This is a genomic window from Rufibacter sp. DG15C, from assembly GCF_001577755.1.
Lineage (GTDB): Bacteria > Bacteroidota > Bacteroidia > Cytophagales > Hymenobacteraceae > Nibribacter.
The window spans coordinates 439,949-451,802 of sequence record NZ_CP010776.1 but is presented as its reverse complement, the minus strand read 5'-3'; the positions used below and the strand labels follow the sequence as shown (position 1 = coordinate 451,802).

General features: G+C 49.4%; 10 protein-coding genes. 6 read left to right on the top strand and 4 right to left on the bottom strand.

Features of this window, described 5'->3' with window-relative positions:
• Window positions 1-37: 37 nt before the first annotated feature.
• The 6 genes from lon (at window position 38) to TH61_RS01940 (ending at window position 7,342) form a co-directional block, all read left to right on the top strand.
• Window positions 38-2,536 (top strand): endopeptidase La, encoded by a 2,499-nt coding sequence (lon, locus tag TH61_RS01965; RefSeq protein WP_066512426.1) that lies wholly within the window; start codon window positions 38-40, stop codon window positions 2,534-2,536.
• A 24-nt stretch (window positions 2,537-2,560) separates the two neighbouring features.
• Complete coding sequence (gene porQ, locus TH61_RS01960) at window positions 2,561-3,610, top strand: type IX secretion system protein PorQ (RefSeq protein ID WP_066505164.1); 1,050 nt, start codon at window positions 2,561-2,563, stop codon at window positions 3,608-3,610.
• A 171-nt stretch (window positions 3,611-3,781) separates the two neighbouring features.
• The gene (locus TH61_RS01955; protein WP_197464082.1) at window positions 3,782-4,219 is read left to right on the top strand and encodes a contact-dependent growth inhibition system immunity protein; all 438 of its coding nucleotides are present in this window, start codon (window positions 3,782-3,784) and stop codon (window positions 4,217-4,219) included.
• A gap of 165 nt (window positions 4,220-4,384) precedes the next feature.
• The gene (hslU, locus tag TH61_RS01950; RefSeq protein ID WP_066505159.1) at window positions 4,385-5,794 is read left to right on the top strand and encodes an ATP-dependent protease ATPase subunit HslU; all 1,410 of its coding nucleotides are present in this window, start codon (window positions 4,385-4,387) and stop codon (window positions 5,792-5,794) included.
• 448 nt (window positions 5,795-6,242) lie between these two features.
• The gene (locus TH61_RS01945) at window positions 6,243-6,479 is read left to right on the top strand and encodes a hypothetical protein (RefSeq protein ID WP_157600487.1); all 237 of its coding nucleotides are present in this window, start codon (window positions 6,243-6,245) and stop codon (window positions 6,477-6,479) included.
• A gap of 134 nt (window positions 6,480-6,613) precedes the next feature.
• A complete protein-coding gene (locus TH61_RS01940) occupies window positions 6,614-7,342 on the top strand; it encodes an SDR family NAD(P)-dependent oxidoreductase (protein WP_066505154.1) in 729 nt (242 codons plus the stop codon).
• A gap of 91 nt (window positions 7,343-7,433) precedes the next feature.
• On the opposite strand, the gene TH61_RS01935 is transcribed toward TH61_RS01940, so the two are convergent.
• From TH61_RS01935 to TH61_RS01920, 4 genes are all read right to left on the bottom strand, one after another.
• Complete coding sequence (locus tag TH61_RS01935; RefSeq protein WP_157600485.1) at window positions 7,434-8,516, bottom strand: hypothetical protein; 1,083 nt, start codon at window positions 8,514-8,516, stop codon at window positions 7,434-7,436.
• 359 nt (window positions 8,517-8,875) lie between these two features.
• Window positions 8,876-9,953 (bottom strand): peptide chain release factor 2 gene (gene prfB, locus TH61_RS01930; protein ID WP_157600483.1). Its coding sequence is split into 2 segments (ribosomal slippage): window positions 8,876-9,901 and window positions 9,903-9,953, totalling 1,077 coding nucleotides; the frame shifts between segments, so codons are not numbered across the junction.
• A gap of 219 nt (window positions 9,954-10,172) precedes the next feature.
• Window positions 10,173-11,228 carry a branched-chain amino acid aminotransferase gene (locus tag TH61_RS01925; protein WP_231862279.1) on the bottom strand — a complete coding sequence of 352 codons (1,056 nt, stop codon included), beginning with the start codon at window positions 11,226-11,228 and terminating at the stop codon, window positions 10,173-10,175.
• A 71-nt stretch (window positions 11,229-11,299) separates the two neighbouring features.
• Window positions 11,300-11,851: a cob(I)yrinic acid a,c-diamide adenosyltransferase gene (locus tag TH61_RS01920; RefSeq protein WP_066505147.1), complete on the bottom strand. Its 552-nt coding sequence runs from the start codon at window positions 11,849-11,851 to the stop codon at window positions 11,300-11,302.
• Window positions 11,852-11,854 lie beyond the last annotated feature (3 nt).

Genomic DNA, 11,854 nt, shown 5'->3' with positions numbered 1-11,854 from the left:
GAATGCTGTCATTATGGCATTCCAAGAGAACGCTTTTATGAATAATACCCAAGATACCCTACTGCACCAACTCATGCTTGCCGACTTGGCAGATGATGGCAATGGAGACATCATCTCTATTATCACCACTGACCTGGAGGACGGAGAAGGCGCTGAAAAGAATAAACCTGATACTCTGCCGCTTTTGCCGGTGCGCAACACCGTGCTTTTCCCGGGCGTGGTCTTACCTATCACCGTGACCAGAAAGAAGTCTGTGAAACTGGTGCGCAAAGCCTACCGCGGCGATAAGATTGTGGGCGTAGTAGCCCAGAAGAACATGTCCGCTGAGGAGCCGGGCGGCGAAGACCTCTACACTGTGGGCACCATGGCCAAGATCCTGAAGATGCTGGTCTTGCCTGACGGGAACACCACCATCATCATTCAAGGACAGAGCCGCTTTAAGGTAGAAGAAGTCACCCAGGAAGACCCGTATTTAACGGCCAAGGTGTCTTACTGCCCAGAAGTATTTCCTAACAAAACCAGCAAAGAGGTAAAGGCCTTGGTGAGCTCCCTGCAAGAGGCGGCGGCCAAGATTCTCAAGCTGAACCCAGAGATTCCGCAAGAGGCACAAGTAGCCCTGGACAACATTGACAGTCCTAGCTTCTTGACGCATTTCTTATCCTCTAACATCAACGTAGAGGTGGCCCAGAAGCAGAAGCTGTTGGAAATCAATGACGGCGTGGAGCGAGGCACTACCTTGTTGCAGTTGATGATGCGCGAAATCCAGATGCTGGAAATCAAGCAGGAAATCCACAGTAAGGTACACCTGGACATTGACGAACAGCAGCGCGATTATTTCCTGCGTCAGCAGATTAAGGTTTTGCAAGATGAACTGGGTATGGACGGCCCTGAGCAGGAGGTGGAGAAGATGCGCCTGCGCGCCGCCAAGAAGAAATGGCCCGAAACCGTGGCCAAGCACTTCAACAAAGAGATAGACAAACTAGGTCGCTTGAACCCGCAGGCCGCGGAGTATCCCATCTCTTTGAACTACTGCGAGTTCTTGCTGGACTTACCTTGGAACGAAAACACCAAAGACAACTTCAACTTAAAGCGCACCAAGAAGATTCTGGACGCCGACCATTACGGGCTGGAGAAAGTGAAAGAACGCATCCTGGAGTACTTGGCCGTCTTGAAGCTGAAAAACGACATGAAGGCGCCTATCCTTTGCCTGTATGGACCTCCGGGCGTGGGGAAAACCTCGCTGGGTCGTTCCGTAGCCAAAGCGTTGGGCCGTAAATACGTGCGCATTGCCTTGGGCGGTGTGCGTGACGAAGCGGAGATAAGAGGGCACCGCAAGACCTACGTGGGCGCCATGCCGGGCCGTATCATCAGCCAAATCAAGAAGGTAGAATCCTCTAATCCGGTAATGATTCTAGACGAGGTAGACAAGATTAATTCTGATTTCAGAGGCGATCCATCCAGCGCCTTGCTGGAAGTTTTGGACCCAGAGCAGAACCATACCTTCGTGGATAATTACCTGGAGGTGGAGTATGACCTGTCCAAGGTGCTTTTCATCGCCACGGCTAACTCCCTGGATACCATTCACCCGGCTCTACGCGACCGGATGGAGATTATTGAGGTGACTGGTTATACCATTGAAGAAAAGATAGAGATTGCCAAGCGCCACCTGCTGTCCAAGCTCAAAGCAGACCACGGCCTGGAACCCAAAGACGTCGCTTTCTCCACGGCGGCTATTCAGAAGGTGATAGAGGACTATACCCGTGAATCTGGGGTAAGGAATCTGGAACGGAAACTAGGTGCGGTAGTAAGGAACATTGCCAAATCCAAGGCCATGGAAGAGGAGTGGCCGGCCAAGCTGGAACCCAAAGACGTGGTACGCATCCTGGGACCAGAAATCTTCGACAAAGAACTCTACCAAGACAATGAAACCGCAGGCGTGGTGACGGGCTTGGCCTGGACCAGCGTGGGCGGCGACATCCTGTTCATTGAGTCTCTGTTGAGCCGCGGAAAAGGGAAGTTGACCTTGTCAGGTCAGTTAGGCGATGTGATGAAGGAGTCTGCCATGACAGCAATTTCTTACTTGCGCGCCCGCGCCCAGGAGTTAGACATTGACTACCGCCTGTTTGACCAGTATGACCTGCACATCCACTTCCCGGAAGGGGCGGTGCCGAAGGATGGGCCAAGCGCTGGTATCGCCATCTTTACCTCCATTGCCTCAGTGTTTACGCAACGCAAAGTGCGCTCGCATCTGGCCATGACTGGTGAAATAACCCTTCGCGGAAAAGTATTGCCGGTGGGTGGTATCAAAGAGAAGATTCTGGCGGCCAAGCGCGCCGGCGTGAAAGACGTGATTCTCTGCGACAAGAACCGCAAAGACGTGAATGAGATTGCCGCCCATTACATTGCTGGGCTCAACATTCATTACGTGGACCGCGTGGATGACGTGCTGGAGTTCGCGCTTCTGCCAGAGAAAGTATCTAAGCCCTTAGAATTGAAGGTCACCGAGGAACCAGTTCCGGCCAAAGCCGACAGCTGATTTTAGCCTCTTTTCACGAAAACAATGCAAAAACGCCTTTTCCTTCTGGGGCTTCTATGGGTTGCTGTGCTGCAGTGTACCTATGCCCAGATAGGAGGGCGTTCTGCTTTTTCGTTCCTGCAGGTGCCCACGCATGCACGGGTTGCCGCTTTGGGCGGTATCAACATTTCCTCAGGTTTGGAAGAGGTGAACGCAGTCACTGAAAACCCGGCCCTGTTGCAGGCTAAGACCAACAACCACCTGTCGTTCACGCACCTCAACTACCTCTCAGACATCAGTCAGAACAATGTCCAGTACACCTTTGATCACGCCAAATACGGCAGAAATGCCGTGGGGGTGCAGTACTTGGATTATGGCGATTTCACCCAACGTGATGCCGCCGGTTTGGAGGAGGGAAGCTTCAACGTGCGGAACTATGTAGTTACGCTTTCGCATGCGTCAACCATTGAGCATTTCACGGTAGGTGGCACGTTGAAAGGAGCCGTATCTAACATTGCCGGCAACCAAGCCTTTGCTACGGCCATTGATTTGGGTGGCGCGTTCAAGCATCCCCAAAAGGAGTTGATTGTAGGCGTAGCCATTAAAAACCTGGGCCTTATGCTCAAACCCTATGACGGGGGAGAGCTTGAGCCGTTGCCCTTGGACGTACAGCTGGGCGTGAGTTACAAGCCCGAGCATGCGCCGTTCAGGTTGTCGGTGACGGGCCATCAGTTGCACAGATGGGATATTGTGTATTTGGACCCCAACCAGAAAGGCACTATCAATGAGAACAACGAGGAGGTGAAGGAGGAGAAAAGCTTCGGGGATCAACTGGCCCGGCACTTTGTGGTGGGCGGCGAATTTCTCCTGAGCCAAAACTTTCAGCTGCGGGCGGGGTACAACCACTTGCGGCACCAGGAACTGGTCCAAGAAAACGCGGGCGGCATGGCAGGCTTCTCCTTCGGGAGCTCCATCCGTATCAAAGCCTTCCGGCTTGACTACAGCTACGCCAAGTTTCACGTGGCCGGCGCCGGTCATTACCTCACGCTCACCACCGACCTGAACAGCTTTTTGAGTAAGGCACCAGACCTTTGATAATGTGCTAATGGTTTAATGTGCTGATGTGCTATTTCTTATTTGAAAATGTGAAAATTTGAAAATGTGGAGATGGTAGGAAAGAACACGGAGTATTACCGTTTTTTGCCTATTTCCTGTGAAAGAACCTAAAAACGATGGCCTTAAAATTAACTATAGAAAGCAAACAAAGTGAACAAATCCAAGGTTGAGAATAATTGGCTCTCAATGACAATAGAAAGTTTAGAAAAGGATTATTGGGGCGAACCAGAGTACAACAGTCATTTGGTAACAACCTGCCACAGACTTAGAAAGAAGCCCCTTAAGGACTTTGAAACAGAAGACCTAAGAATCATGATTGGGCAGAATATTGGGCTTAAGTATCTGGTACCTATAGCACTTGATAAATTAGATGGAAATATACTATCTGACGGAGATTTATATGATGGTGACTTATTACAGGCAGTTTTAAAAAGCGACAAAGGATATTGGAAAGCAGAAAAGGAGAATTGGATAAGGATGTGCAATATATTCAACCGTGATATAAGCCTGTTAGAAAATCACTACAATGCCAGTAGTATCAAAGATGAATGGTTTAGCGCTTATGCTGAATTTGAAAGATTTAACTAGCAAAACGATACATAACAAAATCTGTAAGTCAGCTACGCCATCTTATACCCCATTTTAAAGAAGTAAAAAAAACAGCCTTCGGGTGTAGACTATAAACTTGAAGAAGGATGCATAGAGAAAATATCAATCTCTCAATCATTCAATCTCTCAATCATTCAATAACTTATGTTAGATCCAACCAAGTACTTGACCCCCGCTCAGATTGTAGCCGAACTGGATAAATACATCATTGGCCAGCATGACGCCAAGCGCAACGTGGCCATTGCCCTGCGTAACCGCTGGCGCCGCATGCACGCCGACCCCGAGATGCAAAAGGAGATTGTGCCCAACAACATCTTGATGATTGGCGCCACAGGCGTAGGGAAGACCGAGATTGCTCGTCGTTTGGCCAGCATTGCAGACGCACCCTTCACCAAAGTGGAAGCCTCCAAATTTACCGAGGTGGGTTACATAGGCCGCGACGTGGAAAGCATGGTGCGTGATCTGGTAGAACAGGCCGTGAACATGGTCAAGACCCGTAAAAAGGAAGAAGTGAAAACGCAGGCCGCCCAAATGGTGGAAGACATCATCCTTGATGCCTTGATTCCGCCTATCAACCAATCTGGTGGCGGTAACGGCATGCTAGGTTTTGGCGGGAGCTCCAATTCTACCTCAGACGTGCCTGACAATGACTACGAACTGAACGAGCGTACACGTGAGCGCTTTAGAGAGAAGATTAGAAACGGCGAACTGGAAGACCGCAAGATTGAAATCAAGGTAGCGCACAATCCGTCTTCGGGCGTGGGTGTGATGGGGCCTGGCATGGACGAAATGCAGATGGCCGGCATCCAGGAGATGATTGGCAACATGATGCCAAAGAAAACCAAGAAGCGCAAAGTCACTATTTCTGAGGCCCGCAAGATTCTCCTAGAAGAAGAAGCGTCCAAACTCATTGACATGGACGAGGTGAAGGAAGAAGCCATTGCCAAAGCCGAAAACGCCGGTGTCATCTTCATTGACGAGATTGACAAAGTAGCCAGTGCCAGCGGAAAAGGCGGGAGCGGCCCGGACGTGAGCCGCGAGGGAGTACAGCGTGACCTTTTGCCTATTGTAGAAGGCAGCACCGTGAACACCAAGTACGGCGTCATCAAAACCGACCATATCCTGTTCATTGCCGCCGGGGCCTTCCACGTAGCCAAGCCCTCAGACTTGATTCCAGAGTTGCAGGGACGTTTCCCGATTAGAGTAGAATTGCAAAGCCTGAGCAAGGACGATTTCTATCAGATTCTCAAGTATCCAAAGAACGCCCTTACCAAGCAGTATGTAGAGTTGCTTCGTGCCGAGGAGGTAGAACTTTCCTTCTCAGACGAGGCCCTGCACAAGATCGCAGAAATCGCGTTTGAGGTAAATGCCGAGGTAGAGAACATTGGCGCCCGCCGTCTGCACACCGTCATGAGCCGCCTGCTCAATGACATTCTGTATGACGTGCCAGACACCATTCCCGCCAATGCCCGGCTTTTGGTGACCCCAGAGCTGGTGGAAGAGCGTCTGCGCGACATGGTCAAGAACCGTGATTTGAGTCAATACATCCTTTAGGTAATTAGAAATTAAAAATTAGAGATTAGAAATTAGCAATGCAGCTCTACCCACATTTGTCATCCTGAAAGGATCTTGTGGGCGACCTAGACAGGCGGTGATAAAATGCAATGAACATAAAATGAAAGAGCCAACACTCGCGAGCGTTGGCTCTTTCATTTTGTAAAGGAACTCCGTTTTTCGGCTATTTTTATGGAAACAGGCCAAAAACGGAATCTAAAGGCAGAGCCTATACAAGATGAGAATCAAACCGAAACTGCTTTTCTTAAAGAAAGAGCCATACATAGCTCTCCTGCTTCTTTAAGCCACAGCAGTGGTTGGTTTGTTTTGGGCAAATCCTACCTATACAAAGGAAGAAAGCTACCTAAGGGGGGTTAGAAAACGGGTTTCAGATTGCGCCTCAGGCAAATCATTGGCGCAAGAAGAGATTGCGCACGGAGATACAAGAATGATTATTGAGGTTGGGTTTGACTCAGATTCTACTAGTATGCTGCATATCTTTTATACTAAGTTGGAGAAGGAATATGGGGTGAAAATTAACCGTGTAGTCACGTGCATTGGTGTACCGGGTGTAGATTGCTACAATGACCAAATGCGGTTGGCGCTTGAAAAGAAATTTGGGAAGGACCATCTTACTCAACTCTATGAATCCATGCACATAGCCCAATACGGCCCTCGCAAGTAATTCATTTGCCAGAAGGTGTTGTATCTAGCATCACATGCCAACTTTCTACCCATTCTTTTCCGTATGCAAATCCAAGGTGGAAATCCAGAACATCCATTTCCAATCTCTAATTTTTAATTTCTAATTAAATAGAAATGAACTACTATATCATCACGGGGGCCAGTAGGGGTTTGGGCAAGGCCATAGCCGAAGCCTTGTTGAAAGACAATCAAAACAAGGTCATTGGCGTGTCTAGAAACTGCTCCATCACCAATAAAAACTACCGGCACCAGCCGCTAGACTTCTCAGACATGGCTGGGGTGGAGCACAACCTGCACAAGATTTTTGAACCCTTACCCGATGCCCAGAAGATTGTGCTAGTGAACAACGCCGGCGTGGTAGGTGACATTGGGTACGTGGGCCAAAGCCAGAACGAGCACTTTGAGTTTGTCTTTGACGTGAACGTGGTAGTGCCGGCCATGCTCATGAACATGTTCTTGCAAAGCTACCAGCACCGGCAGGATTGTGAGAAGATGATTGTGAACATCAGCTCGGGGGCGGGGCAGCGGCCTATTGATGGCTGGGCGGCCTATTGCGCTTCTAAAGCGGCACTGGATATGCTGTCCCAGACGGCACAAGTGGAACAAGACTTGATGCAAACCGGGGTGAAGGTGTTCTCACTGTCGCCGGGCGTGATTGACACTGACATGCAGGAGCAGATTAGAAGCTCAGATGAGACGCAGTTCAGCAGCCTGCAGAATTTCAAAGACATGCACCAGAACAATGGCTTGGCTTCGCCGGAAGAGGCGGCTAAAAAAGTAATTCAATTGATGAAAAAGCCAGACTTGGCAAAGAATGTGGTTTGTTCGGTGCGGGATTTTTAAAAAGCGTTTTTAACCTATTTTCTGGGAAATATGTCAAAAACGGATGGGCTTGCTTTACACAAAGCAAGCCCATCCGTTTTTGCTGGTTTTACTAGTTAGACGAGGTGAGACCAGCAGCCCTAGCAACACCCAGTTTCTTTAGTTCTTCGTCCAAATAAGCGTTCCATTTCATTTGAACGGCCATAGACTGACCATGATTGGTGTCTGCGTCATACTTTTTCTGCTCAGCGCCAATTTCCCAGAGCGCTTTCAGGTACTCATATTGAATCATGGAATCATAGTCATCAATGGTGAGCTTGTGGGGTTGTATGCGCTGTTTAAAGCGCTCAGAAGCCACTTTCACAATGTCAAAATGCCGTTGCTCATGGTTAAGCGTGCGGGCGTCACGCGCATCATCGCGCACTTTAGTGAGTTCACGGAGGGCATACACTTTTATATGGATTTTAATATGAATGATGCCCTTGTCCATGGTAGCCGTGCTTTCATAAGACAAGCCTGGAAAGATGGTAGCGGCAAAATTATCGGGTGGGCGTCTACCTTTGAAATCACTGAAATTCAGCGGACGGTTAGGGTCATAGAAAAGCGTGTCGGGCTCTGTGTTTTCGGTGTGGTCCGTAATGTGTACTTGGAGTCCTTTGGCTAGTTTCTCATTGCCGGCGGCTTCGCGCTCCATCCAGAGATGAAAATATTCCAATGAGCCATTTAATAATTTTCTAAGCGTAGGTTCTACCACCGTCAATTGGTTGCCAGACCTACTATACCGCGCACCGCTTTTATAATCTAGCAGGTGAATCTGTTTGCCTTCGCGCCGAAGCTCAAACGCCACCGTAATTGTGACCTGGCCGTTCACTTTGCCTTTGGCGCCAGGCGTTTCTGTAACTTGATATTCTTTAATTTTGAGCGTGATAGGCCTTAAACTGGCATCTTGTGCCAGGCTTTGCTTGATGTACGTCTTGATGGCTGGTAAACTGCCCCCTTGAAAGTCTACAGCCTGCGCCGCAACTGGTAAATCTGGCACCACAAACGGTGGGATAAGATGCCCTACCATTTTGCTGGACGTCCTTTCATCCACCACATCGGCTATGAAAAACTCATTGGGCGTGAACGAAAGCTTCTCAGCGCGGAGTTGGATGGGGGCAATGGGAGCAGACCTAGGCTTTCCGGCGGCTATCAATAAAATAAGGTTTAGAAGAAGGAATGCGGCAATCAGCAACTTCCAGAAAATAGATTTCCAGAACGGCCTCAAACGCCTTTGAACGCGGGGAGAAGTTCTATAATAAAAGTAGTTCATAAAGAAGACAAGCCCACCGTTGAAAGCCAAGCCAATTGTTTCGCCTTTAAGGACTTCTGTAGGAAGTGCGACGTACGGAAAGAACAAGCGTAAGGGGGGCTCGGTTCAACAAGGCATGGTATTTCATTGAGCGGAAATCAAGCTCGTTTTTAACCTGATTTTCTGGAAACAGGCCAAAAACGAAAGCGCCCTCTACTTACAAGTAGAAGGCGCTTTTTAAAAATGAATTCAAACCCGATTTTCTAGTTCTGCATCAAGAAAGCTTTGATGTAGTCATCTATGTCACCGTCCAGGACGTTCTGCACATCGGTGCGTTCAACGCCGGTGCGTATGTCCTTGATAAGCTTGTACGGGTGCAACACGTAGTTCCTAATCTGCGACCCGAAGTCAATGCGTTTTTTGGTGCTCTCCACCTTGTCCCGTTCCTCATTACGCTTGTTAATCTCAATCTGGTATAGCTGAGATTTTAGCATCCTGATGGCGTGCTCCTTGTTCATGAGCTGCGAACGCTCAATCTGCACGGCAATGGTAATACCGGTTGGTTTGTGCTTGAGGCGCACGGCCGTCTCCACCTTGTTCACGTTCTGGCCACCGGCGCCGCCTGCGCGGTAGGTATCCCATTCAATGTCGCCGGGGTTCACCGTGATTTCAATGGTGTCATCCACCACCGGGTAGGCGAACACTGAGGCAAAGGACGTATGACGGCGCCCACCCGAGTCAAACGGCGAGATCCGCACCAAACGATGTACGCCAATTTCTGCCTTCAGATAGCCATAGGCAAAATCGCCGTCAAACTGCAGCGTAGCCGACTTGATACCAGCGCCCTCGCCAGGCTGGAAGTCAATCTGCTTGACAGTGTAGCCTTTGCGCTCGCCCCACATGAGGTACATGCGGTAGAGCATTTCGGCCCAGTCCTGGCTTTCTGTGCCGCCCGCGCCCGAGTTTACCTCCAGCACCGCGCCTAGTTGGTCTTCCTCGTTGCTAAGCATCCGCTTGAACTCCAGGGCTTCTACGGTTTCCTCGGCAGACTTGTACTCGGCATTTATGTCGTCTTCAGACACGTCGCCTTCCTTATAAAAATCGAAGAGTACTTCTACGTCCTCTACTGCCTTATTGGTCTTCTCAAAGTCGTCGGTCCAGGTTTTGAGGCCTTTGGCTTCTTTTAAGACTACCTCTGCTTTCTTGGGGTCATCCCAGAAATCAGGAGCGGTAGATTTCTCTTCAATGGCTAGGACTTGTTCTTTCTTGGCATCATAGTCAAAGATACCTCCTCAAAGCCTCTACGCGGCCTTTTAACTCTTTTATCTGCTCTTGGGTCATTATGCTAATGTGCTAATTGTTTAATGTGCTGATGTGCTATTTTTTGAAGTGAAGGTGCTTCAAGTATCGTTTTTGGCTTGTTTTCTGGAAAATAGGCTAAAAACGAAGGCACTCACTTCTAAATCTTCTCACATAGGAAAGACGCAAGATACAAGATTCTCAAGTGAAACTACCTGAGCGGTCTTGTGTCTTGCGTCTTACCTCTTGTGTTTCTTAAATCTACTGCACCGGAACCATCCAGCCGTGCACGTCTTCGGCTTGGCCGTGTCTGATTTTGTCCAGCTCTGCAGATACTTTGTTAGAGAACGTACGGTCTGCTACGGCCGGTAACTCCATTTCATGCTCTTTGAACGTGATGGACTTGATAGGCGCAATGGTAGCGGCAGTACCGGTTCCAAAAGCGTCTTCTAGCTTGCCAGCTGCGTGGGCGTCTACAATCTCCTGTACAGAAATGCGGCGCTCTTCTACGGGCATTCCCCAGTCGCGGGCCAATTGCAGCACGCTGTCACGGGTGATACCAGCCAGGATGGAGGAGCTCAATGCTGGGGTTACCAGTTTTCCGTCAATCACAAACATCACGTTCATGGTACCCGACTCCTCAATGAAGTTGTGCTCCTTGCCGTCTGTCCAGATGACTTGGTGGAAGCCTTTCTCATGGGCCAACATGGTTGGATAGAGAGAGGCACCATAGTTGCCGGCGGCTTTGGCGTAACCAGCTCCACCTTCAACAGAGCGGGTGTATTTTTCCTCAATCTTCACGCGCACGGGCTCAGCGTAGTATTGGCTGGCCGGGCTGCAGAAAATCATGAATTTATAGGTCTCAGAAGGACGCACGCCCACCAAGGCATCACTAGCGAACATGAACGGACGGATGTACAAAGAATTGCCCACTTTGTTAGGCACCCAATTAGCGTCTAAGGCAATAAGTTGCTTCAGGCTTTCCATGAATAATTCTTCCGGAATCTCTGGCATGCACAAACGCTTGGCGGACTCGTTCATGCGGGCCCAGTTGGCCTGTGGTCTAAACAGCACTACCTCGCCCTTCACGGTTTTGTAGGCTTTCATGCCCTCAAACAAGGCCTGGCCGTAATGGAGCGCCGCCGTGGCAGGGCTTAATTCAATAGGGCCGTAAGGTAAGATTTGAGGGGCCTGCCACTCGCCGTCTGCATAGTCAATGGAGACCATGTGGTCAGCAAATATTTTCCCGAACTGGATGTTCTCCATGTCAAGGTCTGCCAACCGGCTGGCGGTGGTTACTTGGGTATGAATCGTCATGATGTCTGATTGCATAAAAACAATAGGTGAGTATAGTACGGTTTTTAAGTTCTGCTAGAATAAAAAAAGCCTCAGATACGAGGCTTCCAGGTTATCTCTTGTGCACCCAGCTCTTGGCTGATGGCGCGGCTTAGAACAAAAAGGAAGTCTGACAGTCTGTTCAGGTACTTGATAATAAGATCATCTACCGGAGAGTCTTCTTGTAAGGCAATGGAAAGGCGCTCTGCCCGTCTGCACACTGTACGCGCAACATGGCAAAATGATACAGCCACATGCCCGCCCGGCAAGATGAAGTTACGCAAAGGCGGTAAATTCTGGTCCAGCGCGTCCATCTCTTTCTCCAGAAACTGGATGTCTTCTTCTTGCAGGTCTGGCGTCTGAATTTTGGTGTCTTTTCCTGGATCTGTGGCCAAAGTAGAGCCAATGGTGAACAGGCGATCCTGTATCTCAGAGAATAAGGCCTGGCGCTTCTGGTTTACTTCCTGGTCACGTACCACGCCAATAAAGGCATTGAGCTCGTCTACGGTGCCGTAAGCCTCAATGCGGACGTGGGACTTTTTTACGCGGGTGCCGCCAATCAAAGAGGTTTCGCCTTTGTCGCCGGTCTTGGTGTATATTTTCATTAA

Coding starts and splice junctions, on each gene's coding strand:
- TH61_RS01920 (WP_066505147.1), bottom strand. CDS start 11,851: ATGAAAATATACACCAAGACCGGCGACAAAGGCGAAACCTCTTTGATT.
- lon (WP_066512426.1), top strand. CDS start 38: ATGAATAATACCCAAGATACCCTACTGCACCAACTCATGCTTGCCGAC.
- TH61_RS01925 (WP_231862279.1), bottom strand. CDS start 11,228: ATGACGATTCATACCCAAGTAACCACCGCCAGCCGGTTGGCAGACCTT.
- hslU (WP_066505159.1), top strand. CDS start 4,385: ATGTTAGATCCAACCAAGTACTTGACCCCCGCTCAGATTGTAGCCGAA.
- porQ (WP_066505164.1), top strand. CDS start 2,561: ATGCAAAAACGCCTTTTCCTTCTGGGGCTTCTATGGGTTGCTGTGCTG.
- TH61_RS01945 (WP_157600487.1), top strand. CDS start 6,243: ATGATTATTGAGGTTGGGTTTGACTCAGATTCTACTAGTATGCTGCAT.
- TH61_RS01940 (WP_066505154.1), top strand. CDS start 6,614: ATGAACTACTATATCATCACGGGGGCCAGTAGGGGTTTGGGCAAGGCC.